The organism is Pseudomonas sp. Tun-23181 (assembly GCF_057415455.1).
Window position 1 is genome coordinate 533,389 of record NZ_CM171630.1, and the last position, 26,272, is coordinate 559,660.

Sequence of the window (26,272 nt, forward strand, 5' to 3'; positions counted from 1 at the left end):
CCAGTGGCGCAGGCACTCATCGCAGGGGTAGCAGGCCACGTGCCCAGGGTCGATAGCGCAGGGCGAATACCGCTTCGGCATGGCAGCCACCGGCCAACGCGGGCTGGGCCGGCTCTGCGCGAAATGGCTGGCCGGCCGCGCTCACCTGGCGAAACGCTTCGCGCACGATCCCGACCCGGCAGGGCAGCGCCTGCTCATAGCCCTGGCGCACCAGCGGCGGCAGCCGCGCGGTGCCGGCACCGTCCTGCCACCAGACAGTCAAGCCCAGGCCGGCCAACTGGTCCAGCCAGGCGGCATTGACCCGCGGTGACAGGTGCCCGGCGCTGAAGGCGCTCAGGTGCAGGGGCTTGTCCAACCGGCGGTTGAAGGCCTGCAACTGGCGGTACAGGGCCTCGCGACGGGCGGCATCGCGAAAGTGCAGGTCGTCCAGCTCCAGGGGCAGGTACCAGCCGGCCACGGCCAGGTCCCAAGTGGCACGCACCTGTTGGTACTGGCCCAGCGAGCGGCCCAGCTGGGCCTTCCAGTAGGCGCCCAGGCCGTCACCGTCGAGCGCTTCCAGGCGCGAGTAGTAGGCAGGGTCCATGTACAGGCCCAGTACCAGCTCCAGGCCCTGGGCCCGGGCCTCGCGCAGGCTGTTCGCAAGCCACCCCTGGGCACCGCCGAAATCGCTGTCGCCGTAGGCGCTCCACTGCACGATCAGGGTCTTGCCGCCCTGGGCCACGGTGGCCTGCCACAGCTGCTGCCACTGGGCGGGGGTCAGGGCCGCATCGCGGTTGAGCGGCTGGTAGAACAGGCGCTGGTCGGCCTGCGCCGCAAGGCACAGCGCGAGCAGGCAGGTAGCCAGGAAGGTGCGCATCAGAAGGTCATCTCCACACCCAGCAGCACGCCGTTGGCGCGCTCGTAGAGGTTGCCGCCCAGCGACTGCTGGTATTCGGCGCGTACTTTCAGCGAGCCACGGTAGGCGTTGTAGCGGTCGTCGTCGAACCACCACTGCCAGCGCACGCCTACGCCGGTACGCAGGTCCTGGCGCCAGTCGTTGCTCGGGTCCTGGCTGGCGAATTCGAGGAAGCCATAGGGCATCAGGGTTTGCGGTGAGTTGCCGGGCAGTTTCCACGCGTGCCCCTGCTGGTAGCGCGACAGCCAGGCATGGTCGCCGGCGCGGGTCCACCAGGCGGCATCGAGGTAGAGGAAGCGTTCGTTCCATTGGTCCTCGTCGATGCGCCAGTCGTTGCGCCAGGCGCCCTGGTCGAGGAACGAGGCGGTGGCGCGCAGCAGCAGGTCGTTGCTCGATTCGGCGTGATGGCGCAAGTCGCCCCAGTTGCCACCGACCTTCGCCGGGCTGAGCAATTCGCCCAGGCTCAGGCCGCCGTAGTGGCTGTCTTCGACCTGCCGTTGGTGATAGAGCTCGGCGTACAGGTTGAGGTTGGCCTGACCGAACGGCTTGTAGCGCAGGCCGACGCCGGTGCCCAGGCTCTGGGCGTAGTCGGTACGGCTCTGGCCGCCGAACAGCACCCGGCCATAGACCGACAAGGTGCTGCCATTGCGGCTGGGTTCCTCGCCCAGGGCATGGTCCCACATGGCCAGCTGGACGTTCTGCGACTGGGCCCTGCGCTGCGTGCGGCCGCTGTCGCGGAAGTTGTCGTTGGTCGAGGTGCCGGCCGGCGACCAGGTGCTGGCCAAGGTGATGCTGTCGCGTCGCGACAGGGTCTCGTGGGCGCGGCGCTGGCGGTACTGACGTGCCTCCAGGCTGCCTTGCTCGTCATCGCCGTCCACCAGGTGCTCCTCCACGTCGATGACCCGGCGCAGCTCGCGGCGGGCGGCGGCGCTGTCCTCGGCCTCGGCGTAGCGCAGGGCGAGGGTCTCGCCGATACGGTAGTCCTCGGGAAAGTCGCGGGTGGCCTGTTCCAGGTAGGGGATGGCGGCGCGGCGTTGTTGCTTGTCCGCCGAGCCGGCCAGGCGCATGCCATGGTCGGCGCGGTAGCGCGGCTGGTCCGGCGCCAGGCGTACGGCCTCGGCCAGCCAGGCGCTGCTCTGGGCGCTGTCGCCGGCCTGTTGCGCGGTGTTGGCTGCGGCGTAGTAGTGATCGGCACGGGGCTGGTGGCGCAGGGCCTGGCGCTGGAAGTCCAGGGCAGTGGCTGGCTCGCCCTGGCGCTGGGCGATGGCCGCGCCCAGCGCCCAGTCGTCAGCGCTGCGGTGCGCGGCGGCGTCCCAGTGGCGGCGGGCGCTGTCGGCATCGCCCAGGTCGAGGGCGCCGCGGGCGGCGGTCATGCGGGCGTTGTCGGTCCATTCGCTGTCCGGCAGGCTGCGCCAGATCGGCACGGCCGCCTCGGAGTCGCCGGCCGCCTCCAGGGCATAGGCCAGGGGCAGGCGGCTACTGCGGTCGCCCAGGCGTTCGGCGGCCTGGTAGTAGACCACGGCCTCGCCTGGCTGCCCGGGCATGGCGCAGCGGCCCAGGGCCCGGTACTGGCCGACTTCGCTGGGCGTGGCGGGGATCGTCTGGCGCACCGCGTCGCACTGGCCGGCTTCGGCCAGGCGACCGAGCAATTGGGCGCGGGTGGCGGGGGCGACCCGGGGGACCAGGCTGAGCACGCGCCGGCTATCCAGTGGCGTGTCATCGCGTGCATGCAGATTGCCCAGGCGCTGCAGCAGCCCAGGTGTCAGGCGGCCTTGGCGGCGGTCGTAGGCGTGTTCCAGCAGCTGTCGGGCGCGTTCGCTGTGGCCCTGTTTCACGAGCATGAAACTGGCCTGCTCGAGGGCGGCCAGGTCGCCGCTCTGCCGGTAGCGCTGCTCCCACTGCGCCGCGGTGCGGGGTTGCGGCGGGTCGCCGTACAGGCGTTGCCGGAGCACGGCGTAGGCGCGCGGATCGTCGCTGGCGGCGCAACCCTTGAGCTGCTCGCGGGCCAACCCCGGATCGCGACGCGACAGCCACTCGACGGTTTCCAGGCAGGGCCGCTGCAGCGCGTTGCTCAGGCGTTGCACCAGGGCGGCGTCGTTGCCTGCGCGGGCCAGCTCCCAGAGCTGACGGCGCTGCTCGGGTTGCTGCAACTGTTCGGTCGGCAGCGAGCGCAGCCAGTGCTGGGCCTGCTGGTTGTGGCCGACGGCGATGGCGCGGTTGGCCATGGCCAGGCGGGCCTGGTTGGCGATGCGCTCGGACGGTGCGCTGGCCAGCAGCTTCTCCAGGCCTTCTTCATCGAGCTGCTGCACGTAGGCATTGGCCAGGCGCTGCCAGTCCTCGGTGCTCAGTTGGCCCTGGTCGGCCAGCGGCTGCAACTGCTCGATGGTTTCGCTCCAGTTGCGCAGTTGCTCGGCGAAGGTAGCGCGGGTCAGGCGCAGCACCATGCCGTCGTCACGGGGCGGCAGGTGGTTGAGCCAGTCCAGGGCCCGACCGGCGCCACCGAACTTGGCCAGGCTCAGGCTGTAGGCCTGCCACAGGCGCACCCGCTGGTTGCCGGCGCTGTCGGCGATCCAGCCTTCCACCTGGCTGGCCGCGGGTGGGTCCTGTTCGATCCAGGTCAGGCGCAGCTCCAGCAGGGCGTCTGCATAGTCGGGGTTGTTGGCGAGCTGCTCGGCGATGGCCTGGGCCTCCTTGTAGCGGCGCTGGTGCGCCAGGGCCTCGGCCAGCAGGGCGCGGGCCTCGTCGTTGTTGGGGACCCGCTCCAGCACGTGGCGGGTCAGCCGTTCGACTTCCTGCCAGTTGTCGCGCTGGGCCTCACGGTAGCCACGCTCCATGAAGGGGTAGCTGCGAAAACGCTGGAAATCGCTCATGGGCGCGGCCAGGGTGGGCAGGGCGGAGGTGCACAGCAACAGGCCGGCCAGGGGGAGGGCGAGACGGGGCTTCATGCCACCTCCCGGGTCAGGTCATAGGCGGCCTGCTGTTCGCTGGCCTGTTCCGCGAGGGCCTGTTCGAGCACCTGTTCGGTGATGATGCCGCGAGCGATCAGGTGTTCGCCCAGGCTCATGCGCTCCGGATCGAAGTCGATCAGCGCCTGGTTGAACAGGGGTACTGGCACCATGCCGCGTACCTGCAGCAAGGCGCCGAGCATGACCTGGTGCACGCTGACCTTCTCCAGCAGCTCGGCGTCGTCCTGGTGCTGCGCCAGGACTGCGAGCATCGCCTGGGTCTGCGCCGTCTGCCAGGGGCTGGGGTAGTGGTGGCGCAGGCCGAGGGTGACCCGGCCCTGGGGTGCCAGGCGGCAGCGCACCGGGCGCTTGAGCTGGCGGCTGATGACCCCCAGGGAAACCTGGCTGACCGGGCTTTCGCTGGCCAGCACCAGGGTGTCGCCATCCTCGTCCACCGGCAGCACGCCATAGTGGGTGGCCAACCGCCGTGGCAGCTTGGCGATCAGCTCAGGGGGGATCTTGAACGGGTTGAGCGGTGCCCAGGGCAGGTCCAGTTGTTCGGCCAGGGTCTCGACCAGTTGCTCGCTGGTCAGCCAACCGCGCAACAGCAGCTCGCGGCCCAGGCGCCGGCGCACCGGGCTGGTGATCGCCTGCTGCAGTTGCTCGTCGGTGATCAGGCCCTTGGCCACCAGGCGCTGGCCCAGGGGGGTACGTGCCGGCGAGGCGAGGGCGGGGAACTCATGGGTGGTCTTGTCCCAGGCGACCCGTCGCGAGTCGCCCATCTCCATGACCTGGCGCAGGGCCCGCAGGTTGGCGAAGAAGTTGACGAAGTTGCTCCACATCATCCGCGGTGCCGACAGCAGGCCTTCGCCGATGCCGTAGTAGCGGGTGACGAACCAGCCGCGCTGGAACAGGCGGTTGACCAGCAGCAGGCCGTTGAGCCAGAGCAGGGTGGAGAGCAGCCGGCTGTCGCCGAGGATCGACATGAAGCGCCAGGACTCCGGTGCGATCACCGTCAGCAGCCAGATGGCCAGCAGCACCAGCAGCAACAGGTTGACCAGGAAGCTCAGCAGGTAGGCGAACAGCCCGCGGCGGTCGCGCCAGAGAAAGTAGTTGAGCGCGCCCTTGCGGCTCCAGCCCAGGTTGCTGGTGCCCTGGAACACGATGCCGACGATCCACCGCGACTTCTGCCGGATCGCGTGCTGCCAGTCGCGGGGGAAGTGCTCGCGCACGCAGATCACCTGGGCGAACTCGCGGCTCATGCCCGGGCGCCATGGCTGTTCGAGGGCCAGCGCCGGGTCGGTGATGGAGTAACGGGCGAAGATGCATTTCATGCCCTTTTGCTTGAGGCGAAAGCCGATGTCGTAGTCCTCGGTCAGGCTCTGCACGTCGAAGGCGATGCCGTCGCCGTCCTCGAGCAGGGCACCGATGGCGCGTCGGCTGAAGCAGGTGCCGACGCCGGCGCTAGGCACCTGGCCGGTCAGCGCCTCGCGGACGATGACGTCCTTGCCGTGGTTCTCGGCGAACTCGTCGACATAGTGCCCGGCGGTGAAGCCCTTCCACTCCGGCGCATAGGGATACACCGGGATCTGGATCATGTCCTTGTTCGGCAGCAGGTAGTTGAACAGCCGCAGCTCCATCGGCGAGATCACGTCCTCGGCGTCGTGCAGGATGAAGCCGGCGAACTCGATGCGGGCGTCCTGCTGGAAGCGCAGGATGGCGTCGATGATGTTGTTCAGGCAGTCGGCCTTGCTGGTGGGGCCGGGGCGTGCGCAGACCACCTTGTGCACATTGGGGTAGTGCAGGCACACGGCGTCGACGTCGGCCTGGGTCTGCGGGTCGTTGGGGTAGGTGCCGACGAAGATCTGGTAGTTCTCGTAGTCGATGGTCGAGGCGGCCAGGCGCGCCATTTCGCCGACCACGCCCACCTCGTTCCAGGCCGGGACCATGATCGCCAGGGGTTTCTCCGCGACCTCGAACAGGCGTTTCTCGTCGGCTTTCTCGAACTTGTCGTAGATGCGAAAGCGCCGGATCAGCTTGCGTCCCCAGTAGCAGATGTCGATGAACAGGTCGTCCAGGCCGAGCAGGAACATCAGCGTGGCCAGGACGATGGCCAGCAGTTTCAGGCCGAACAGCACATAGGTGAGGATGTCGATGAAGACCAGGCTCATGCGTCGTCTCGCCCGCTGTCACGCTCCACGAACCAGCGGCCCAGGCGTTCGGCGATGCGTTCGCTGGCATGGCCATCGCCGAAGGGCGTGAAGACCCTGGCCATTTGCGCATAGGCCTGGGGGTCGTCGAGCAACTGGCTGGTTTCCCTGACGATGCGCTCGGTCTGGGTGCCGACCAGCTTGACCGTGCCGCCTTCGAGCACCGACGGGCGCTCGGTGACCTTGCGCAGCACCAGCACCGGCTTGCCCAGGGCCGGGGCTTCTTCCTGGATGCCGCCTGAGTCGGTGAGGATCAGGTAGGCGCGGTCCATCAGCCAGACGAAGTGCTGGTAGTCCTGGGGGGCGACCAGGTGGATGTTCGGCTGGTGCGAAAGCACGCCGTAGACGGCCTGTTGCACGTGCGGGTTGAGGTGCACCGGATAGACGAACTGTACGTCCGGGTAGCGCAGGGCGAGCTCGGCCAGGGCCAGGCAGATGCGCTCGAAGCCGGCGCCGAAGTTTTCCCGGCGGTGGCCGGTTATCAGCACCAGGCGCTGGTCGTCGCGCAGCACGGCGAGCGGGGAGTCGCTGGCAGGCTTCCAGGCGGTCTGGGTCAGGTGGTCGCGCATCCACAGCAGGGCGTCGATCACCGTGTTGCCGGTGATCTCCACATGGGTGGCCGGCACGCCTTCGCGCAGCAGGTTGTCGGCGGACTTGCTGGTGGGGGTGAAGTGCAGGTTGGCAAGCACCCCGGTCAGGCGTCGGTTGGCTTCCTCCGGCCAGGGTTGCTGCAGGTTGCCGGTGCGCAGCCCGGCCTCGACGTGGCCGATGGGGATGTGCCGGTGGAACGCAGCCAGGGCGGCGATGAAGCTGGTGGTCGTGTCGCCGTGGACCAGCACGATGTCCGGCTGGATCTGCGCGTAGGTCTGCTCGAGCTTGTCCAGCAGGTCGCGGGCCAGGCCGTTGAGGGTCTGGTTGCGGGTCATCACCTTCAGGTCCTGGTCGACGGAGAGGCCGAAGGCGTCCAGGACCTGCTCGAGCATTTCCCGGTGCTGGCCGGAGGAGCAGATATGCAGGTCGATCTCGGGCCACTCGCGCAGGACACGGGCCAGTGGGGCCATCTTGATCGCTTCGGGGCGGGTACCGAATACCATCATGACGGTGTGGGGCATCGTCTCGTTCCTCCGTCCGATTCCTTGTCCGAAGTTGTACGATTGCGTCTTGCTTTGTAGGTGTTAGATACAAGCAGGCGATGCTGGGGTTGTCCAATCAGGACGTCGAGACGCCGCCAAGGATGTGATGCATGTGCAATGGCATCCACACTCGCGCTTTTACTTGTCGCCCGTAGCTTGTAACGTGTGGCTTTTCTGGAGGAAACGCTACATGCAAGGCAAGGCCCGCAAGATCGTCCAGGCCATTCTCTACGAGGTCATCGCCGTGGCGTGCGTGGCCCCGGCGCTGGAGCTGGCGTTCGGGGCCGGCATGGCCCAGTCGACGGTGCTGTCGATCCTGATGTCGGGCATCGCCATGAGCTGGAACATGGCCTTCAACTGGGCCTTCGAGCGCTGGGAGGCGCGCCAGCGCAAGCGCAGCCGTACCCTGTTGCGCCGCTTGCTGCACGCCTTGGGTTTCGAGGGTGGGCTGGTGCTGATCCTGTTGCCGCTGGTGGCCTACTGGCTGGACATCAGCCTGTGGGCGGCGCTGGTCACCAACCTGGCGCTGTTCGTGTTCTTCTTCGTCTATGCGTTCGTCTTCCAGTGGGGGTTCGACAAAGTGTTCGACGTGCCGGTCTCGGCTCAGGAAGCGGCGAAAGGCTGTTGACTTCATGCCGGGCGCCGGGATAAGTTTCCCGACCATGAATACCTTCCCGCAACTTCGCGCCCTCAGCATTATTACCGCCATTATCGGATTGGCGGGCTAGCGCGTACTTGCACCGAACCCGCCCTGGAGGCGGGTTCTTTCTCTCTGACTCCCGGGCACTTGAACAACCCCCAGGAGTCATCGATGACCAACCTCAACGTCAGCCCCCGTACCCCGACCACGCCCCAGCAACTGCTGTCGGAGCAGGTCCGGCGTATTCTCGCCGCCCCCGTGTACGACCTGGCCATCGAGACGCCCCTGCAACCGGCCCCGGCGCTGTCGGCCATCCTGGGTAACCAGGTGCTGCTCAAGCGCGAGGACCTGCAGCCGACCTTCTCGTTCAAGGTCCGCGGCGCCTACACCCGTCTTTCACGCCTGAGCCCGGCCCAGCGCCAGCGCGGGGTGATCACCGCGTCGGCGGGCAACCACGCCCAGGGCGTGGCCCTGGCGGCGTCGCACCTGGGCATGCGGGCGACCATCGTCATGCCCACCACCACGCCAGAACTGAAGGTCCAGGGCGTGCGCTCGCGCGGTGGCCAGGTGGTGCTGCATGGCGAAAGCTTTCCCCACGCCCTGGCCCATGCCTTGCAGCTGGCCGACAGCGAAGGCGCGACCTTCGTGCCGCCCTACGACGACCCGGACGTGATCGCCGGGCAGGGCACCGTGGCCATGGAGATCCTGCGCCAGCGCCCAGGCGCGCTGGATGCGATCTTCGTGCCGGTCGGCGGCGGTGGGCTGGTGGCGGGCATCGCCGCCTACGTCAAGTACCTGCGCCCCGAGGTCAAGGTGATCGGCGTCGAACCGGAGGACTCCAACTGCCTGCAGGCCGCCCTGGCCGCGGGCGAGCGGGTGATCCTGCCGCAGGTCGGCACGTTCGCCGATGGCGTGGCGGTGGCCCAGGTCGGCGCCCACTGCTTCGAGCTGTGCCGCCACTTCGTCGACGAGGTCATCACGGTCAGCAGCGACGAGCTGTGCGCGGCGATCAAGGACATCTATGACGACACCCGTTCGATCACCGAACCCTCCGGCGCCCTGGCGGTCGCCGGCATCAAGCGTTACGTGGCCCGCGAAGGCGTGCAGGGGCAGACCCTGGTCGCCATCGACTCCGGTGCCAACGTCAACTTCGACCGCCTGCGCCATGTGGCCGAGCGCGCCGAGCTGGGCGAGCAGCGCGAGGCGATCATCGCGGTGACCATCCCCGAGCGCCCAGGCAGCTTTCGCGCTTTCTGCCGTGCCCTGGGCAAGCGCCAGATCACCGAGTTCAACTACCGCTACTACCCGGGCAAGGAAGCGCGGCTGTTCGTTGGCGTGCAGACCCACCCACAACACGACCCGCGCGAGCAGTTGCTGGCCAGCCTACGCGCGCAGGGCTACGAGGTGCTCGACCTGACCGACAACGAGCTGGCCAAGCTGCACGTGCGCCATACCGTCGGCGGCCACGCCGCGCCGGGCGCCGAGGAGCGGGTGCTGCGTTTCGAGTTCCCTGAGCGGCCCGGCGCCTTGCTGGGTTTCCTGGAGCGTTTGGGCAAGCGCTGGAACATCAGCCTGTTCCACTACCGCAACCACGGCGCGGCCGAGGCACGGGTGTTCGCTGCGCTGGAGGTGCCGGTGGAAGAGCTGCCGGGGCTGCCCCAGGCGCTGGAGGACATGGGGTATCGGTATTGGGACGAGACCGAGAACCCGGCGTATCGGTTGTTCCTGGGGTAGAGACGTCGCCTGTTCCGGCCTGTCGCGGGGGGCCTGCGATGGTGGCCGTCAGCACAACCTCATCCTTTGGCATGGCCGGCTGCACAGGAGGACGAAACCCGGCAGCCGCAAGCCAGCTCAGCAGGTTCGAATGCCAGCGGTGTGCCGTTGAACAGCACGCTGTTGTCCCCGCTGGAGACTAGCGCGAACGGGCCGCCATGCAGCGCGCATTGGGCCCGGTCTCCCAACACGCATTGTCGACGACCATCGATGAGCACGCCGTTGCCCTCGGTCATCTGGCCACCGCCCGAGTGGGAGTCGCCCTTTCGAATTGCACCTTGTCTGGACATTTTTAGTGCTCCGTAGGGAGGTGTTGCACGGCTTCGTAGAGACCCTCCGGAACAGCCTCGGGGTCGTGCTTTCGAGCGGCCAACAGGAAACGTTCGAGCAACTCATCTTTTTCGAAGCGCGTTCCTGGTGGGCACGTCAGTGCGGCGTAGGGCGTTTTCATCAACGGGTGATCGATGAACGGGTTGGCTAGCCCCAAAGAGCGACGCAGGTTGAGGATGGCCAGGATTTCGGCGGGGTAGACCGCTTCGAAGGGGGAGCCGAACTCGAAGTTGCCGGAGTCGAGTTCGCGGGAGGTCAGGGCGATGCGTTCGACATGGGTATCGCAGGCGGCGAGTAGAACGGGGAGCAGTTTCTCGGGATCGGGCTCGCGCCAGTAGGCGACCAGTTGGCCCCAGGCGGGGTCGCGGGGTAGGGCATGTTTGTCGAGGTCGAGCGGTTTGCCGAGCCAGTCGCCGATGATGGCCAGGCCGAAGGCGGCGTAGCGCAGGGTGGTGCCGAGGGGTAAGTTGTGACCGTCGCGAACCCCGTAGCCGTTATTCAGCCCTTTGAAAACAGTGCTATGAAAAGGCTCTATAAATTGATGCTGTCCAGTTGCAACGGCACATAGCATGAGATGGGTTATACCATCAAGGGAGTCAGTGTCTGGTTGCTTGGTGTTTTTAAGTAGCTCAATTAGAGTGGCATCGCTAACAATCATTCGGATTGTTCCGGCTATTATGTTTTTCTGGGCTAGTGATGTCATGCCTTTAGGAGCCTGTAAAAGACCTTTCTTGATTTCAATAAGTCCCAGCCTGAATAAGTCATCACAAGCCAGTCCCAAGTCGGAGGTGCCTGCAATATAGTTGTCAAGTCTAATGGGCTGGTAAAGGTGTTTGTCAGTAGCCCAGCCATCTAAAGATCGTAGGCTGCGTTGCAAGCGGTTTCTTATCATGGCTAGTTCCAGAGATTTATCTGTATGCCGTTGGCTGGGGTGGTTAGCCTGCTGGGGTTCCCCTTTGTGTCGAAAAACTGTGCGTGGACGTGTTGGGATTTTTCCGATCTTGTGGACGCTGCAATAGTCTGTACTTTTTCCAAAAAATCGGGATCGTAGTCTTGCAGCTTGTCTAACTGCCATGCGCCTTTATCTTTTTTGATCAGCTCCTGAATTCGTTGCAAATTTTCAGCACCTCCGACCGCTTGGGTCTTCAGAAACCCAGATGTCTTGCTCTTACCCAGCGTCGTGTTCACCTCGCCGAGTTCGTTTGCAGCACGGCTTCATAGAGACCCTCCGGAACAGCCTCGGGGTCGTGCTTTCGAGCGGCCAACAGGAAACGTTCGAGCAGCTCATCTTTTTCGAAGCGCGTTCCTGGCGGGCAGGTCAGTGCGGCGTAGGGCGTTTTCATCAACGGGTGATCGATGAAAGGGTTGGTCAGCCCCAAGGAGCGGCGCAGGTTGAGGATGGCCAGGATTTCGGCGGGGTAGACCGCTTCGAAGGGGGAGCCGAATTCGAAGTTGCCGGAGTCGAGTTCGCGGGAGGTCAGGGCGATGCGCTCGACATGGGTATCGCAGGCGGAGAGTAGAACGGGGAGCAGTTTCTCGGGATCGGGCTCGCGCCAGTGGGCGACCAGTTGGCCCCAGGCGGGGTCGCGGGGTAGGGCATGTTTGTCGAGGTCGAGCGGTTTGCCGAGCCAGTCGCCGATGATGGTCAGGCCGAAGGCGGCGTAGCGCAGGGTGGTGCCAATGGGCAAGTCATGTCCGTCACTAACACCATAACCGTTTTCAAGTCCTGCAAAAACAGCTCTATGGAGGGGTTCTATCAAATTGAATTGGCCGGTGGATAATGCAGTCAGAATTACATGAGTAATTCCATCTAGGTCATCAAGGCCGAGTCTGTTGGTTTCTTTTAGGTCATGTATTATGATGGCGTTCGCTAACAATATTTTTCGTATGGCGGAAGCTAGAGTTTCAGTAGGTTCTGAACCTGGAGCCTGAGTCGCCATCAGAAGACTTTTTCCAATGTCGTTCATGCCTATTCTGAATATTTCATCGCAGGCAATTGCAATAATCTCTTTCCCATCTATGTAGTCGAGTATTCTATAGGTTTGCAGTGGTAAATCGCTAGCTGCCCACTCTGGAGTGTCTTTGAGGCTTTTTTTTAAGCGGTCTATTGGTTTCATGTTAGTCCCATTTATTTATCTGGATGCCGGTGGCGTTTCCTGCAATTTTGTTTAGTTGGCCGTTTGGGCTGAAGAAGATTTGTGCGTGAAGGTATGCAATCTTTCCAGTTCTCATGGCGTCGCGAAGACCCTGTGTTCTGGATTCGATATCTGGCTGATTTGCTTTTAGTTTTTCGAGGTCCCAGCCTCTTTTCTTTTTGGTGATAAGCGTATCTACTCGTCGGATATTCTTCGCTCCGCCAACCTGTTGAGTTTTGAGAAGGCTTGGCGTTTTACTCTTCCCCAGCGTCGTTTTCACCTCGATCACCAACAACGTTCCTTCTTCAAAGCGCATCTCTTCCACCGGCGCTGTTCCCTTCAAACCATCGATGTGATGACGCATAGCCTGGGTAGTCGGATTCCTCACCTTCATCGACGGTGGTGGCGGCACATACACCAACATGTCGATCCCATGGTCGCTCTTGTTCTTCAGCCCGAAACGGCTGGGAATGGCAGGGTCGGTGCTGTAGCCGAGGATGTTCTGCGGCCTGACGTTCCAGTGCTTGACCAGTGCCGCGGCCAGGGCCTCCTCACCCGCATCGGCCACCACCCGCGTCAAGCTGCCGCCCATGCGCACCGGCCCCACGCTGTGCTGGATCAGCGCCACCAGCCGGTCGCGCAGGGTGGTGGCCATGTAGGCGTAGTCGGCCTTGCCGCCGGTGACGTCCAGGGAAACCAGGCTGGCGTTGCGGTCCACCGCGTGCAGTTCGCTGGCCCGTACCGGCAGCCCGCCGTCGCGGGCGGGCCGCTCGATGCGGGTTTCGAGCACGGTGACTTCGCCGGCGCTGCGCTTGCCCAGGCGACGGACTTCCTCCTGGGTAAGAGCGGCATTGTCGAGCCTGACCGTGGTCACGCCGCCAGGCAGGAGCTTGTGCATCAGCCAGCGCGCACCGCCCAGGGCCGCGGGCAGCAACAAGGCCAGGTTGATGGCCATGAACACCTGCTTGCCGCGGTCCTCGGCGGTGGCGGGGTTGGCCAGCCGCGCCAGTTCGGTGAAGAAGTGTTCGCCGATGCTCAGGCCTTCGCCGGTGATCATGCGGTGGCTGCCATCGACCATGGCATCGGCGGCCAGGGCCGCTTCCAGGGCCACGAAGACGTAGCGCCCGACCGAGGCGGCGCCGGTGATGCCGCGCACCACCGGCACGAAGGCCAGCACGCCGAGGGCGAGCTCGCCGGCGCCTTTGACGCCCTCCCAGGCGCGTGACCTGGCCTTGGCCTCGGCGAAGTGGCGGGCCAGTTGCTCGCTGGCCAGTTCGACGGGGTACAGCCCGGTGGGGGTATGCCAGGTATAGGGCGGGCTGATCCGATGCTCGCCGTTCTCGTCGGTGTACTCCTCGCGCGGCGCCTCGGCCCAGCGGGCGTGGGTGAAGGTGGCGAAGTAGATCTTGTGATCGCTGAAGAAGAAGTTGCGCTGCAGCTCGAAGCCCAGCCCCTGGTGGGTGCGCACGCCCATGTGGTCGAGCACTGGCGGCGCCAGGTCGTCCAGTTGCAACTGGTCATCGACGCACACCAGTTCAAGCTTTTCGGTGGCGGCGAAGGCATGGAACTCGGCGAGCCAGGCATCGCCTAGCGTGCTGCCGGCGTGTTCCAGGACCCGCTGCAGGAAGGTGTCGCGCTGATTGCGCGTCTTGTCGCGGATCCAGGGGTTACGGCGGAACCACTCAGGGCCGACGCCATCGCGGGAGGGGATGCCCAGCAGGTGGTCGCAGCCGTCGTTGCCGTCGAGGGAGAACAGCGCGCCGGGCAGGGAGCAGGGCACGCAGAGGGTAGGGGGCACGGGTAGTGCACCGTTGCGCACGCCCTGGCGCAGCCTTTCCAGGCCGGGGGGTAAAAGGGGTTCAGACATGCGAAGGTGTGTCCTTGAGTGCGCGTTGGTGAGCGGTCAGTTGCTTGCCCAGCACCTGGCACCTCTGGCGTGCGGAGCCCTGTTCGTCCAGCGACGTGACCCAGGTGGCGAACAGCGGATTGAGGTAGAAATGGCGTCCGAAAGCGATCGCCAGCAGGACGTGCAGCAGCACTTGGTTGCGGGGGAGTGCCGGGAGGTGTTTCAGGTCATCGGAAGGCTGTGGTAGGCGCTTGCCGTAATGCCGATAGGCCAGGATCTCATTGCCATTGAGTTCCTTGTGTTGCAGAGGGCGGAGCCCATAACGCTCGCAGGCATCCGACTCATATTGGCAGTAGCAGTCCTCGTGCGTGTCCGAAGGTAGGCCGCGCAGGGCCATCAGCTGGGTGATCGAATGCCAGAGCCTGTCGTCGTCCTTGGCATCTTCACGCCAGCCCAACATGGCCAGGATGATGTCGTGCATGTGGGGCAACTGGGTTTCGAGCTGCTGACGGTGGGCGATCGCCTGCTCGGCCAGCAAGCCGAGCCGCTCATCCTGGGCCAGCCCGCCAGCTTGGGTGCCAGGCCACAGCGGTTGGCAGGCGAGGTCGTTCCACCAGCCCAGCCCGAGGAGGAAATGAGTAAGGACCAGCACGCTGTATTCCCGGGTGCTGCCGTACCCCTCGTGGCAGACCAGGTTGCCCGCCTGGGCGACCAGCGCGTGGATGTGTGCGTGGCGGGTATGCAGGCGGGGTAGCGTGGGGCCAAGGGTATCGAGTAGATACTGGGCCAACTGGCGGTTCGTGGCGTGCAGCGCGGCCTTGTGGAGCGCATCGAGGTCCAGGGGTGGCAATTTCATTGGCCGCCCTCCCGCTCAGGGCGCAGCCAGGCCAGGTAACCCTCTTGCTCGCAGGCGTCTTCCGCTTGCTCGAACAATGGCTGGACGCCGAGTGCCAGGTCTGTTGCGGGGTCATGGAAATAGAGCCTGAGTACGCGCCCATGGTCGAACAGCCTGGCCAAGGTATCGGCGTGCTGTGCCAGTGATCCCACATACAGGCTCAACGACCGCGGGTCGCCAAGGCGTAGAAAGTACCGTTGCTTGCCTTGCTGCACCTTGCCGAAGCGGCGTAGGTGCTGCGCCAGTGCCTCCAGTGGCAAGGTGGCCTCGAACGCGGTGAAGGCGAGCGAGCCGTCCAGTGTGCCGAGCCACGTGTCCAGGTCACTACCGGGTTTCAGCGGGAAGAGTATCGGCGCATGCTTTTCCAGCCCGGGATTCTGCTCCAGGTACCAAAGGCACTGGTGTTCGATGGCATGGAACTCCAGGCGGCCGAGCAAGCCTGGGGTGGTAGAGGCTTCGGCCAGCAGGAACAGGCTGTCGCGACCTGCATCACCTATTGCTGCGTGATCGCTCAATCGCTGATGCAGGCTCATGCGTCGCCCCTATCGGCAAAGGGGCATTCTTCGATCAGGGGAGAGCCTTCACGGATGGCCGCTTCAATCGCTTCGAGCTGCTCTTGCACCGGCGTCAGGTAGGTGACGTTGCCTTTGAAGCGGATGTTGGGCGCTTCCAGGGTAATGCCGTCGGCATCGAGGATGATCTTGCCGCTGGGGCCGCGGATATGGATGCGCTCGGTACCCTGAAGCATGTAGGACGGTGTCAGCAGGCGTTGGGCTGTCCGGGCTTCCACGCTGCGTGCGCCTTCGACGATGAGTGACTGGTTACCGCCGATGCTCAGGGAATGATCGGTTCCGATCGTGTCGTGACTCGCGTTGCCGATGGAACGCACTTCATTGCGGTCGATCGTGGTGAAGAGGTCTTGCTGGACATGGTCGCGCCGGTCTCGCCCCGTCGTGGTCGATTCGTCACGGGCAACGCTCGAGCTGCAGTCGCGGCCGGTGGCAATCTTGCGGTCGTTGCCGACGGTGAGGGTTTCATCGTGCTGCACCTTGGTGTTCAGGTCTTTTTGCGCATGAATGAACACCTCCTCCTGCCCCAGCTCATCCTCGAAGCGCAGTTCATTGAACCCCTTGCCCTTGTGGGTCTGGCTCTTGATCGTCATGCGCGTCTTGTGCTTGGGCAGTTCGTAGGGCGGTAGCTGGTTGCCGCAATAGGTGCGCCCGATGATCATCGGTTGGTCGGGGTCGGCGTTGACGTACTGGACGATCACCTCTTGCCCGATGCGCGGGATGGCCATCGAGCCCCAGCTACCCCCGGCCCAGCCTTGCGACACCCGCACCCAGCAGGAGCTGAACTCGTTGTCCTTGCTTTCCCGGTCCCAGGGGAAGCTGACCTTGACCCGGCCCCACTCATCGCAATAGATCTCTTCACCGGGCGGGCCGACCACGGTGGCCATGTGCGGGCCGTCGATGCGCGGCTTGGGCTGGGGCTCGGGGCGCCACTCGGCCATGCCGGGAACCAGCACCGCGCTCTGCTCGTAGCGTGTGCCCTGATGGGCACCGGCCGCTTCTTCCTCGAGGCTGGTGAGTTGGGAACCCTCATGGGTGACGCGGATCACCCGCCAGTGCGCGTTGAGGTCTTCGCTCGGGTGGCCGACGAGGTTGAAGCTCAGGCCCGGTTGCAGGCGCGCGTCGTCGCCTTTGACGTCGGCGATACGGGCGTCATGGCGCAGGGCCGTGAGGCGGGTTTCGGTGAAGGGCTTGCCGACCGCATCGCGCTTGTAGCGGCCGGGGTAGTCGAAGCGTTCATACGCCAGCGCCGGGTGAACGACCTCAGGGGCGTTCGCGGCATGTTCCTGGCGGTAGCCAGGGTTGGTGAAGGTGTAGTCGCGCTGCACCTGGCGTGTGCTGCGCACCTGTTCGCTGTAGCGCAGGCGTCGCAGGCAGGGCCTGGGTTGGTCGCCGCCGCTGTTGGCCAGGTACAGCACGGTGTGGGGAGCGGTGGGTTCATCGTCCTCGAAGAAGCCGTCATCCTCGTCGTCGTGCTCGTGGGCCCCTCGGCTGATCAGCCCCAGCGACAGCAGCCGGTCGGTGATGAGCAGCTTGTGCTGCTTGGCACTGTGCTCGAAGCGGTAGACGAAGCCTTCCTCGGCGGCCAGGCGGGCGATGAACTCGAGGTCGGTCTCGCCGGCCTGGACGCAGAACTCGCGAACCTGGTGCTCGAAGCTGGTGCCCAGCTCGAACTGGGTGATGCCCTGGCGCTTGAGCATCAGTTCGAGGATCTGTGGGACGCTCTTGTGCTGGAAGATGCGCCAGTTCGAGCGCAGGCTGGCGCGGGCCAGTTGGGGTTCGACGAGGGCGTGGTAGTAGGTGCGGTGGAAACCGCTCTCGCCCTGGCTGAAGCTGCTGACCAGGCCGTGCACGTAGCGCAACGGGCGTTCGCCGCGCCAGAGGGTGAACAGGACGGGTTTGTCGAGCAGTTCGCCGAAGGCGACATCGTCGTCGAAGCTGACCAGCTCCAGGTGCAACGTGAAGGGTGTGCTGAGGGCTTCGTGGAGCTTGAACGACACCACCTCGAACAAGGCGTTGCCAACAAGGGGCTGGAAGCTGTAACGCAGATCGGATTGGTGAGGCATGGAAGATCCTTATCCAGATTTACCGAGCGCCCGCTGTGAAAAGAGAGCATTCGGTAACGAAACAAGGTAAGGACCGTAAGTGGTGGATAAGAAGAAGTCTTGCCAGCGGATTCCTAGGTTGTTGTGGGAGATTTCTCTATTTATGTAGGTGTGCGCCTAACTCAACGCTTGGTTGCCAAGATCGCTATATTGTTTGGCTTCACTAGGCAAAAGGAATTCGCACAACGGTGATGTTTGCCCCCCCGAGTTCATTGATGGGGCGTTACTGGCGGTGTGATTGGCGAACTGGCAGGCGAACGTATTTATGACTTTACCCATGATTGATGTGAACAGCTGGTCTATAGAGATTCAACTTGCTTTTATGATCAGTCCATTCGTGATCGGACTGCTCGGCGTCGATGGCTCGAACAACAAAAACGCTTCTGGGGAACGACGAGCGTCAAATCACGCTGGATGCTCGTCTCCGCAGCCCTGAATTGAGAGGCAGCCTGGCCCCTCAACGCTCACGCATGAAGAACCCCGCCACATACTTGCGAAAGGTCTCCAGGCTCTTGAAGTCGGCATAGCGCTTGAAATTCTCGGCATCCGGCTCGGGCCCGGCCGGCTGCTCCAGCAGCGACACCGACAGCACCCGGTCCTGGTCGGAGGTCAGCACCAGTTCGTCCATCACCTGGCCGCCGATCACCGGGCGGCGCATCAGCACCTTGACGCCCTTGCTCGCCATCCAGTCGACCAGCGACACCAGTGCCTTGAGCGGCTCGCGTTCCTCGTCGCGATACACCGGGAACAGGTGCCCACGGGACAGCACCGGTACGCTGGCCACATGGATCAGCTCATAGAAGTGGCTGCCGGCGCTGGTCGGCGAATACAGCGCCAGGGCCAGCAAGGGGCCGGTCGCCCGGTTGCCGCCCCAGTACAGGTGGTGCCCCTGGAAGTCGAAGCCGTCCTCGCTGCGGGCATTGAACAGCTTGCGCCCCTTGATCTGGTCGACACAGTCGAGCAGCAGCCCGTGGCGGCGGTGGTTGCCGAATACCGTGGCCTCGCGCAGGCGGGACTTGAGCATCATCATGTGCTTCATGTCCAGGCGGGTTTCCAGGTAGTTGCTGGCCGGGACCCGCTCCAGCAGCGGATACCGGCCAGCGACGCTGCGCAGCTCGGCGAACTGAGCGGTGAGGTCTTTCTTCAGGTGGGTGGCGTAGACGTTCAAGCCACTGGCTTCGATCCAGGTCAGCAGCAGCGACAGCAGGCGCTGCTGTTCGCGCCGCTCGTTGGCCTCGGCCGAGCCGCTGGCTGTTTCGCTGGCCCGGCGGAAATCGCCGAGCAGCCGCAGCGGTGTATCGGGCGGTAGCCAGGCTGCAGGTTGCACGGCCTCGGTGACACGCTCGGTGGCCTCGCGCTCGGCCTTGCTGAACGGGCAACCAGGGGCATGTTCGGGCGTGTCCGGGTTGTTGCGTAGGAACAGCGTGCCGGTGTTGCCGTTGAGGGTGACATTGAGCACCGGCACGGCATCCTTGCGGCAATCGCAGGCCAGCCACTGGTTGGCGCTGCGCACTTTCATCAGCCATTGATTGGCCTGCAACAGGCGTGGGCCGGCGAGGGTGCCGGTGACGAAACCGGCCAGCAGTTCTTCCTCGGCCGGCGTCAGTGTGCGCACCTGGGTGGCGTTCTTTTCGATGATTCGCATGAAGCAGCTCCAAGCTACAAGCCTCAAGCTTCAAGCAAAGCCGCGCGGCATTCAACTTGAAGCTCGCAGCTTGCAGCTTGCCGCTCAGTTACCGGCGAACAGCTTGGCGGCGCGGGCGCGGATTTCCTCGGGGCTGAGGTCTTCCTTGTGGGTCGAGACGAACCACAGGTTGCCGAATGGGTCCTTGAGGACACCGCTGCGGTCGCCATAGAACTGGTCCTGCAGCGGGCGCACCGCGGTGGCACCGGCGGCGACGGCCTGGGCATAGACCTTGTCGCAGTCCTCGACATACAGGTGCAGGCCGATGGCCGTACCGGAGACCGACTGGCTGGCGGCCAGGCCGTCTTCCATGTCGCACGGGTCGGCGAGCATCAGCGAGGAGTCGCCGATCTTCAGCTCGGCGTGGCCGATGCGGCCGTCGGGGCCGTCGAGACGGAACATCTCGACCGCGTCGAAGGCCTGCTTGTAGAACTCGATGGCCTTGGCTGCGCCCTGGATGCCCAGGTACGGGGTGATGCTGTGTTGCCCTTCGGGGATGGGTTTGACTGCCATTGCCAGGTCCTCCTTCTTGGGGTGGGCTCATGCATGAGACGAAACTGTATGCTTGTACAGTTTCGCCGAATACGCAAATGTCATTTCCCCATTAGTGGTGGTGCCTTCAAGGTCTTTGCGTTCTAGTCGTCAGTTACATTGTTGGAAAGAATGCTGGGGCTGCTATACGCCCCAGCTGGCCCGGCTAGAAAATGTAGTCGGTCGTCAGGAAACTCGACTGACGGTTGCGGATGATCTCGCTGATCAGTGCCTTGTTGGCGTCCTGGAACTTGGTCGCCACCAGGGTGCGGATGGAGAACACTCGCAGGGCGTCGTGCACCGACAGCGTGCCTTCGGCGCTGTTCTTGCGGCCGTTGAACGGGTAGGTGTCCGGCCCGCGCTGGCACTGGGCGTTGAGGTTGATGCGCCCGACCTGGTTGGCGAAGGTGTCCACCAGCATGCCGATGGTGTGCGGGTCGTTGCCGAACAGGCTCAACTGCTGGCCATAGTCGGAGTCGAGCACGTAGTCGATCACCGTCTGCAGGTCGCGGTAGGGCACCACCGGCACGACCGGGCCGAACTGCTCCTCGTGGTACACGCGCATGTCGCGGCCGACCGGGTAGAGCAGGGCCGGGTAGAAGAACGAGCCGCGGCTGTGGCCGCCGCCCGGGTTGAGCACTCGCGCGCCCTTGGCGGTGGCGTCGGCCACCAGGCCGTCGAGGTAGTCGACCTTGCCAGGCTCGGGCAGCGGCGTCAGGGCCACGCCTGGCTCCCAGGGCATGCCCGGCTCAAGGGCGGCGAGCTTGCGTTGGAACTTGTCGAGGAACGGCTCGACCACATCCTCGTGGACGAACAGGATCTTCAGCGCGGTGCAGCGCTGGCCATTGAACGACAGGGCACCGGTGACCGCTTCCTCGACCGCGTTGTCCAGGTCGACCTGGGGCAGGACGATCCCCGGGTTCTTGGCATCGAGCCCCAGGGCGGCACGCAGGCGGTGCGGGCGCGGGTGCAGCTTCTTCAGGTCGCTGGCCGCCTTGTGGGTGCCGATGAAGGCGAACACGTCGATCTTGCCGCTGGCCATCAGGGCGCTCACCGTCTCGCGGCCACGGCCATAGATGACATTGATCACCCCTGGCGGGAAGCTGTCGCGGAACGCCTCCAGCAAGGGGCGGATCAGCAGCACACCGAACTTGGCTGGCTTGAACACCACGGTATTGCCCATGATCAGCGCCGGGATCAGGGTGGTGAAGGTTTCGTTGAGCGGGTAGTTGTAGGGCCCCATGCACAGCGCCACGCCCAGGGGCGCGCGGCGGATCTGGCCGAGGGTGCCTTGTTCCAGCTCGAAGCGGCTGGAGCGGCGGTCGAGGTCCTTGAGGGCGTCGATGGTGTCGACGATGTAGTCGCAGGTACGGTCGAATTCCTTCTGCGAGTCCTTGAGGTTCTTGCCGATCTCCCACATCAGCAGCTTGACCACCGCCTCGCGCTGCTCGCGCATGCGCGCCAGGAAGGCTTCGACATGCTGGATACGCTCGGCCACGCGCATCGTCGGCCAGGCGCCGCGACCCTTGTCGTAGGCCTCGACCGCGGCGTCCAGGGCGGTGAGAGCGGTCTTGGCATCGAGCAGCGGAGCACTGCCGAGCACCACCTGGTGTTCGCCATCGCCGTCCTTGATCCACACTGGACTGCGTACCGTGGCCAGTGGGCCGTCCCAGCGCCTGAGCTGGCCGGCGACCAGGTAGTCGCGTTGCTCCAGGGGCTCACCCAGGCGCCAGGCCTCGGGGATGTCACAGGCTTCGGGAAACAGCGAATCGAGCAGACGGTCCATGGGTACTGCACCTCACTTTTTCTTGGGGGTGAAACGCTTCAGCTTGCGAGCATGCACCCTGGTGAAGAAAAACACCAGTCTGGCTCAACATTGGCGCCACCGCGCCGATACAGGATGAATAGACCTCGGCCGCCGCCCATGAGAACCCTCCCTACCCCCCTCGATGAACCGGCGCCTGCAAAAGGGACACTGCGGCGTACCCTCGGTCGCCTGCTACCGGTCGGCTTCGCCCTGGTGGGCATCGGCCTGTCGGCGCTGCTCGGGCACCTGGACCAGCAGCGCCGGGAGAGCGAGCAACTGGCCAATCTCAGCGCACGCCTCTCTGGCGTGCGTGCCGCCCTGGAGGCACAGCTGCGCGCGGCATTCGGCGAGGCCGAGGGCATCGCCCAGTTGATCGCCGCCGATGGCCGCATCAGCGTCGGGCACTTCCACGGCATGGCCCGTGGCGCGCTCGACTCGGTACCCTACATGCGCCATGTCGCCCTGGCACCGGCGGACGTGGTCCGCGATGTCTATCCGCTGGAGGGCAACCAGGCGATCATGGGCCTGGACTACCGCCACCTGCCGGACCAGTTCCCCCTGCTGCAGTCGGCCCGCGAACACCAGCAGGCGGTGCTGGCCGGGCCGGTCCAGCTGTACCAGGGCGGCCGGGCGCTGATCTACCGGCGCCCGGTGTTCATCACCGGCAAGCGTGGGGTGAAACTCTACTGGGGCAATGTGTCGATCGTCGCCGATACCGACCGCCTGTTGTGGGCGGCAGGCCTGGGGCCGGAGCTGGAGATCCAGCTGGCCGTGCGCGGAGGCGATGGCAAGGGCGCCGACGGGGCGCTGATCTGGGGCGATGCGCGGCTGTTCGACGACCCCTTGCTGAGCCAGACGGTCGAGGTGCCGGGCGGGCACTGGCAACTGGTGGCCGCGCCCCGCGATGGCTGGCCGACCCTGGGCCTGTTCGCTTCGCCGCTGTTCTTCTTCGCCTTGGGCTGCACCGGGCTGTTCAGCCTGTTCGTCGCCCAGCTCAGCGGCAATCATCGCCTGCTGCAACAGCGCAACCGCGAGCTGCGCCAGTCCCAGGCCCGCTTCGAACGCCTGGCCCACTACGACACCATCACCGGTTTGCCCAACCGGGTGCTGTTCCAGCAACAGCTGGCCCAGGCGATCGCCCAAGGCGAGGGCCTGGCGGTGCTGATGCTCGATATCGATGGCTTCAAGCAGGTCAACGACAGCCTTGGCCATGCCATGGGCGACCTGTTGCTGCAGCAGGCCACGGCGCGTTTCCTGCAGGAGTTGGACACCCCGGACCGGGTCTGCCGGCTGGGCGGCGACGAGTTCGTGTTCATGCTCCAGGGCAGCCAGGAGCAGGTCAGCCACCAGGTCCGTGCCCTGTTGCACTGCCTGCAACGGCCCTTCGATCTCAACGGCAATGCCGCGTTGGTCACCGGCAGCATCGGCCTGGCCTGGTGCCCGCGGCATGGCGAGGACGTCGACAGCCTGTTGCGCCATGCCGACACCGCCATGTACGTGGCCAAGGAGAGTGGGCGCAACGCCTGGCGCCCCTATCATCCCGACATGACCGAGCGTCTGCAGCAGCGCCTGGAGCTGGAACGCAACCTGCGCCGGGCTTTGCAGCACAACGAGTTCGAGCTGTGGTACCAGCCCAAGGTCGACCTGTTCAGCGGGCGCCTGGAAGGGATCGAGGCATTGCTGCGTTGGCGCGACCCGGAGCACGGTCTGGTGTCGCCGGGGGCGTTCATTCCCCTGGCCGAGCGCACCGGACTGATCATCCCCCTGGGGGAGCGGGTCCTGGAGCTGGCGTGTGCGCAACTGGCAGCCTGGCGGACCGAGGACTGCCTGCCTGGCCCGCTGGCGGTCAACGTGGCGGCCCTGCAGATCGAGCGCAGCGACTTCGTCAGCAGCCTGGCCACGGCCCTGGCGCGCCATGACCTGGCGCCGCATCTGCTGGAGGTGGAAATCACCGAGAGCCTGTTGATGGAGAGCCAGCAGCAGGCCTGCGCGGTGCTGGCCCGGTTGCAGGCGATGGGGGTGACCACGGCGGTGGACGACTTCGGCACCGGCTACTCGTCGTTGGCCTACCTGCGCGCCTTGCCCATCGACCACCTGAAGATCGACCGTGCCTTCATCAAGGACCTGCCCGATGACGACGACGCGGTAGCCGTCGCCCGGGCGATCATCGACCTGGGCCATGCCCTGGGCTTTCGTATCACCGCCGAGGGCATCGAGACCCAGGCCCAGTACGACTTCCTGCGGCATGCCGGCTGCGACCAGGGGCAGGGCTTTTTGCTGGGCCGGCCGATGCCGGCCCAGGCGTTGCAGCGCTGGCTGCTCGACTACCAGCGGTAGGTCAAGGTGGCCAGCAGTGTCCGGCGCTGGCCGTAGTAGCACTGCAGGGCGTTCTGGCAGAACGCCACGTAGCGTTTGTCGAACAGGTTGTTGGCGCTCAGGCGTAGGTCGGCACCATCCAGGCGGCCATCGGCCTTGCCCAGGTCGTAGTGCAGGCTGGCATCGAACAGGGTGCGGCCCGGCATTTCCAGGGTGTTGGCCGCATCGCCGTAGGCCTTGCTCATGTAGCGTGCGCCGAAGCCTATCCCGGCGCCCTGCAACAGGCCGTCGCCCAGGGTGTGGTCGAGCCACAGCGAGGCCTGGTGCGCAGGTACCTGGACCAGTTCGTTGCCCTTCAGGCTGCTGCCGTCAGCTGCGGTATTGGCCTTGGTGACGCGCGAATCCATGTAGGCATAGGAGGCCAGCAGGTCCAGGCGCTCGTGCAGGCTGGCCTTGGCGTCCAGTTCCAGGCCGCGCACTCGTGCCTTGCCGGTCTGCACGTTGAAGCCGGCGTGGGTGGGGTCTGGGTCGGGCGTGGTGATGTTCTCCTGGGTCAGCTCGAAGGCCGAAAGCGTCACGAACGCGTTGCTGCCTGGCGGTTGGTACTTCACGCCCACCTCGTACTGCTCGCCGGTCATCGGCGTGAAGGGGCGCCCGGAGAAGTCGGTGCCGTCCAGCGGCTCGAACGAGGTCGAATAGCTCAGGTACGGCGCCAGGCCGTTGTCGAACAGGTAGGCCAGGCCGATGCGGCCGGTCGGCTTGTCTTCGCGCTGCTTGCTGCGGTTCTCGCCGGCCAGGCCGCTTTCGGTGCGGGTCCAGACCCAGTCCTGGCGGGCGCCGAGGGTCAACAGCCAGTTGTCCAGGCGGATCTGGTCCTGCAGGTACAGGCCGGTCTGTTCGCGCTGCTGGTGGTAGTCGATCCGGGGAATCAGCTCGGGCACCGCCTGGCCGTAGCGCGGCGCGTAGATGTCCAGCGGGGTGGTGTAGAGCCCCGAGGCGAACTGGTATTCGTCGGTCAGGGAGAGATAGTCCACGCCTGCCAGGAAGCGATGACCGAGGCGGCCGGTGGTGAAGTCGGCCTGGGCGAAGGTATCGACGGTGACGCTGCGCGCCTGGCCTTCGCCACGGGTGGCGACACGGCTGAGTTCCCGGCCGTCGGCGCTGAGCAGGTAGCCGGGGCTGGCGCTGTTGTCGATCTGCACGCGGTTGACCTGCAGGTTCTGCTGCAGGCTCCAGACGTCGTTCAGGCGGTGCTCGAGCAGGTAGCCCAGGGAGAACTGCTCGCGCTCGTAGCCGTCGAAGCCGGGCTCGCCCAGGTAGCGGTTGCGCGGCAGGCGGCCGTTGGCGCCGGCGTGCAGGCTGGCGTCGGCCGGCAAGGCGACGTAGTCGGAGATGCTGCGGTCTTTCTGGTAGTGGCTCAGCAGCGTCAGGCGGGTGTCTTCGCTGGGCTGCCAGGTGAGGGCCGGTGCGATGAACTCGCGCTTGTCGTAGCCGTGGTCGACTTCGCCCTGGCTGTCACGCAGCAGGCCGGTCAGGCGGTAGGCGAGGGTACCGTCGTCGTCCAGGCCGTCGCCGAAGTCGAAGGCGCCCTGGGTGCGGTCGTTGCTGCCGGCCTGTAGCTGGATCTCGTGCACGGGCGAGAAGGTCGGGCGCTTGCTGACCAGGTTGGCCAGCCCGCCGGGGGTGTTCTGGCCGTAGAGCACCGAGGCCGGGCCCTTGAGCACTTCGATGCGTTCCAGGCCATAGGGCTCGATGCACATCATCGCGGCGCTGTAGGCACCGTAGGGCAGGCGCGAGCCGTTGAGGTTGTAGCGCAGGAAGAAGCCACGGCTCTGCAGGACGTCGTTGCGGCTGTCGCTATCGCCGAAGGAGGCGACCACCCCGGGGGTGTAGCGCACGGCCTCGGTGACGTTCTGCGCGCCCTGGGCCTGCATCTGGTCACGGGTGACCACGTTGACCGTCTGCGGGACCTCGAGCAGCGCACTGTCGCTCTTGGTGCCGGTGGCGCTGCGCGTGGCCACGTAGCCGCTGACCGGCCCCCAGGCCTGTTCGGCGGCCGTGGCGTCGATCATGACTTCGCCGAGGTTGACCTGGTCGGTGCGTTGCCGGTCCAGGGTCAGGATGCCGCCGGGGGTGACCTGCAGCACCAGGCCGGTGCCGGAGAGGGCACGGGCGATGGCTTGCTCGGCGGTCATGTGGCCCTGGATGGCCGGTGCAAAGAAGCCGCGTACCCGTTCCGGCGCATAGACGATGGTGCGCCCGCTCTGCCGGGCGACCTGATCGAGGGTGGTGGCCAGCGAGGCGGCGGGCAGGTCGAATGTCCAGGTCTGCTGGCGGCTGTCGGCCTGGGGTTGGGCGCAGGCGACGCCCACCGGCAGGCAACAGGCCAGTGCCAGGCAGAGCGGGGCGAGCAGGAAGGGGTGGCGTGGGGGCATGAAGGGCTCCATAGGTCGGTCGG

19 protein-coding genes are annotated in these 26,272 nt (G+C 65.4%); 3 read left to right on the top strand and 16 right to left on the bottom strand.

Translation table 11 applies throughout. The features are described 5' to 3' along the window. Nucleotides 1-16: 16 nt before the first annotated feature. Genes ACDI39_RS02900 through wecB form a run of 4 tightly spaced genes read right to left on the bottom strand, consistent with a single transcriptional unit; the run spans nt 17 to nt 7,162 of the window. Nucleotides 17-856 carry a DUF4434 family protein gene (locus ACDI39_RS02900; RefSeq protein WP_225790688.1) on the bottom strand — a complete coding sequence of 280 codons (840 nt, stop codon included), beginning with the start codon at nt 854-856 and terminating at the stop codon, nt 17-19. Beyond that, nucleotides 856-3,840, bottom strand: coding sequence for a phage receptor (locus ACDI39_RS02905; RefSeq protein ID WP_225790687.1), 2,985 nt, complete (start codon nt 3,838-3,840; stop codon nt 856-858). The genes ACDI39_RS02900 and ACDI39_RS02905 overlap by 1 nt, the downstream gene beginning before the upstream one ends. Continuing rightward, a complete protein-coding gene (gene nfrB / locus ACDI39_RS02910; protein WP_486537580.1) occupies nt 3,837-6,011 on the bottom strand; it encodes a cyclic di-3',5'-guanylate-activated glycosyltransferase NfrB in 2,175 nt (724 codons plus the stop codon). The genes ACDI39_RS02905 and nfrB overlap by 4 nt, the downstream gene beginning before the upstream one ends. Then, entirely contained in the window at nt 6,008-7,162 is a 1,155-nt protein-coding gene (gene wecB / locus ACDI39_RS02915) for a non-hydrolyzing UDP-N-acetylglucosamine 2-epimerase (protein ID WP_486537582.1), read from the bottom strand. The genes nfrB and wecB overlap by 4 nt, the downstream gene beginning before the upstream one ends. 211 nt (nt 7,163-7,373) lie before the next feature. Here wecB and ACDI39_RS02920 point away from each other — a divergent pair, with 211 nt between their 5' ends. Beyond that, the gene (locus ACDI39_RS02920) at nt 7,374-7,811 is read left to right on the top strand and encodes a PACE efflux transporter (RefSeq protein ID WP_225790684.1); all 438 of its coding nucleotides are present in this window, start codon (nt 7,374-7,376) and stop codon (nt 7,809-7,811) included. A gap of 183 nt (nt 7,812-7,994) precedes the next feature. Next, entirely contained in the window at nt 7,995-9,557 is a 1,563-nt protein-coding gene (gene ilvA / locus ACDI39_RS02925; RefSeq protein WP_486537584.1) for a threonine ammonia-lyase, biosynthetic, read from the top strand. Nucleotides 9,558-9,616: 59 nt separating this feature from the next. On the opposite strand, the gene ACDI39_RS02930 is transcribed toward ilvA, so the two are convergent. The 11 genes from ACDI39_RS02930 to ACDI39_RS02980 form a co-directional block, all read right to left on the bottom strand. Beyond that, nucleotides 9,617-9,886: a PAAR domain-containing protein gene (locus ACDI39_RS02930; RefSeq protein WP_410045891.1), complete on the bottom strand. Its 270-nt coding sequence runs from the start codon at nt 9,884-9,886 to the stop codon at nt 9,617-9,619. A gap of 2 nt (nt 9,887-9,888) precedes the next feature. Continuing rightward, nucleotides 9,889-10,818 carry a hypothetical protein gene (locus ACDI39_RS02935; RefSeq protein ID WP_486537586.1) on the bottom strand — a complete coding sequence of 310 codons (930 nt, stop codon included), beginning with the start codon at nt 10,816-10,818 and terminating at the stop codon, nt 9,889-9,891. Nucleotides 10,819-10,820: 2 nt separating this feature from the next. Next, nucleotides 10,821-11,114 carry a hypothetical protein gene (locus ACDI39_RS02940; protein ID WP_486537588.1) on the bottom strand — a complete coding sequence of 98 codons (294 nt, stop codon included), beginning with the start codon at nt 11,112-11,114 and terminating at the stop codon, nt 10,821-10,823. Continuing rightward, entirely contained in the window at nt 11,111-12,043 is a 933-nt protein-coding gene (locus ACDI39_RS02945; protein WP_486537590.1) for a hypothetical protein, read from the bottom strand. Before ACDI39_RS02945 ends, ACDI39_RS02940 begins: the two co-directional genes overlap by 4 nt. Nucleotide 12,044: 1 nt before the next feature. Beyond that, nucleotides 12,045-13,928: a hypothetical protein gene (locus ACDI39_RS02950; protein WP_486537592.1), complete on the bottom strand. Its 1,884-nt coding sequence runs from the start codon at nt 13,926-13,928 to the stop codon at nt 12,045-12,047. Beyond that, a complete protein-coding gene (locus ACDI39_RS02955) occupies nt 13,921-14,763 on the bottom strand; it encodes a hypothetical protein (RefSeq protein WP_253081814.1) in 843 nt (280 codons plus the stop codon). Before ACDI39_RS02955 ends, ACDI39_RS02950 begins: the two co-directional genes overlap by 8 nt. Continuing rightward, on the bottom strand, nt 14,760-15,335 hold the full coding sequence (locus ACDI39_RS02960) for a DUF4123 domain-containing protein (protein WP_410045975.1): 576 nt from the start codon (nt 15,333-15,335) through the stop codon (nt 14,760-14,762). Before ACDI39_RS02960 ends, ACDI39_RS02955 begins: the two co-directional genes overlap by 4 nt. Then, entirely contained in the window at nt 15,332-17,437 is a 2,106-nt protein-coding gene (locus tag ACDI39_RS02965) for a type VI secretion system Vgr family protein (protein ID WP_486537595.1), read from the bottom strand. Before ACDI39_RS02965 ends, ACDI39_RS02960 begins: the two co-directional genes overlap by 4 nt. 496 nt (nt 17,438-17,933) lie before the next feature. Continuing rightward, on the bottom strand, nt 17,934-19,121 hold the full coding sequence (locus ACDI39_RS02970) for a hypothetical protein (RefSeq protein ID WP_486537597.1): 1,188 nt from the start codon (nt 19,119-19,121) through the stop codon (nt 17,934-17,936). A gap of 84 nt (nt 19,122-19,205) precedes the next feature. Further along, nucleotides 19,206-19,673, bottom strand: coding sequence for a VOC family protein (locus ACDI39_RS02975; RefSeq protein WP_253081378.1), 468 nt, complete (start codon nt 19,671-19,673; stop codon nt 19,206-19,208). A 184-nt stretch (nt 19,674-19,857) separates the two neighbouring features. Further along, a complete protein-coding gene (locus ACDI39_RS02980) occupies nt 19,858-21,477 on the bottom strand; it encodes an NADP-dependent glyceraldehyde-3-phosphate dehydrogenase (protein ID WP_253104025.1) in 1,620 nt (539 codons plus the stop codon). Nucleotides 21,478-21,615: 138 nt separating this feature from the next. On the opposite strand from ACDI39_RS02980, the gene ACDI39_RS02985 reads away from it, so the two are divergent. Then, on the top strand, nt 21,616-23,835 hold the full coding sequence (locus ACDI39_RS02985) for a putative bifunctional diguanylate cyclase/phosphodiesterase (RefSeq protein WP_225787961.1): 2,220 nt from the start codon (nt 21,616-21,618) through the stop codon (nt 23,833-23,835). Here ACDI39_RS02985 and ACDI39_RS02990 read toward each other — a convergent pair. After that, nucleotides 23,823-26,249, bottom strand: a complete 2,427-nt coding sequence (locus ACDI39_RS02990; protein WP_486537600.1) for a TonB-dependent siderophore receptor — start codon at nt 26,247-26,249, stop codon at nt 23,823-23,825. The genes ACDI39_RS02985 and ACDI39_RS02990 overlap by 13 nt on opposite strands. Nucleotides 26,250-26,272: the final 23 nt, after the last annotated feature.

What these genes read in the sequence shown, in the direction of transcription:
- ACDI39_RS02985 (WP_225787961.1), top strand. Translation starts at nt 21,616, where the DNA reads ATGAGAACCCTCCCTACCCCCCTCGATGAACCGGCGCCTGCAAAAGGG.
- ACDI39_RS02960 (WP_410045975.1), bottom strand. Translation starts at nt 15,335, where the DNA reads ATGAGCCTGCATCAGCGATTGAGCGATCACGCAGCAATAGGTGATGCA.
- ACDI39_RS02920 (WP_225790684.1), top strand. Translation starts at nt 7,374, where the DNA reads ATGCAAGGCAAGGCCCGCAAGATCGTCCAGGCCATTCTCTACGAGGTC.
- ACDI39_RS02955 (WP_253081814.1), bottom strand. Translation starts at nt 14,763, where the DNA reads ATGAAATTGCCACCCCTGGACCTCGATGCGCTCCACAAGGCCGCGCTG.
- ACDI39_RS02950 (WP_486537592.1), bottom strand. Translation starts at nt 13,928, where the DNA reads ATGTCTGAACCCCTTTTACCCCCCGGCCTGGAAAGGCTGCGCCAGGGC.
- wecB (WP_486537582.1), bottom strand. Translation starts at nt 7,162, where the DNA reads ATGCCCCACACCGTCATGATGGTATTCGGTACCCGCCCCGAAGCGATC.
- ACDI39_RS02900 (WP_225790688.1), bottom strand. Translation starts at nt 856, where the DNA reads ATGCGCACCTTCCTGGCTACCTGCCTGCTCGCGCTGTGCCTTGCGGCG.
- ACDI39_RS02935 (WP_486537586.1), bottom strand. Translation starts at nt 10,818, where the DNA reads ATGATAAGAAACCGCTTGCAACGCAGCCTACGATCTTTAGATGGCTGG.
- ACDI39_RS02965 (WP_486537595.1), bottom strand. Translation starts at nt 17,437, where the DNA reads ATGCCTCACCAATCCGATCTGCGTTACAGCTTCCAGCCCCTTGTTGGC.
- ACDI39_RS02945 (WP_486537590.1), bottom strand. Translation starts at nt 12,043, where the DNA reads ATGAAACCAATAGACCGCTTAAAAAAAAGCCTCAAAGACACTCCAGAG.
- ACDI39_RS02905 (WP_225790687.1), bottom strand. Translation starts at nt 3,840, where the DNA reads ATGAAGCCCCGTCTCGCCCTCCCCCTGGCCGGCCTGTTGCTGTGCACC.
- ACDI39_RS02975 (WP_253081378.1), bottom strand. Translation starts at nt 19,673, where the DNA reads ATGGCAGTCAAACCCATCCCCGAAGGGCAACACAGCATCACCCCGTAC.
- ACDI39_RS02930 (WP_410045891.1), bottom strand. Translation starts at nt 9,886, where the DNA reads ATGTCCAGACAAGGTGCAATTCGAAAGGGCGACTCCCACTCGGGCGGT.
- ACDI39_RS02970 (WP_486537597.1), bottom strand. Translation starts at nt 19,121, where the DNA reads ATGCGAATCATCGAAAAGAACGCCACCCAGGTGCGCACACTGACGCCG.
- ACDI39_RS02980 (WP_253104025.1), bottom strand. Translation starts at nt 21,477, where the DNA reads ATGGACCGTCTGCTCGATTCGCTGTTTCCCGAAGCCTGTGACATCCCC.
- ACDI39_RS02990 (WP_486537600.1), bottom strand. Translation starts at nt 26,249, where the DNA reads ATGCCCCCACGCCACCCCTTCCTGCTCGCCCCGCTCTGCCTGGCACTG.
- ilvA (WP_486537584.1), top strand. Translation starts at nt 7,995, where the DNA reads ATGACCAACCTCAACGTCAGCCCCCGTACCCCGACCACGCCCCAGCAA.
- nfrB (WP_486537580.1), bottom strand. Translation starts at nt 6,011, where the DNA reads ATGAGCCTGGTCTTCATCGACATCCTCACCTATGTGCTGTTCGGCCTG.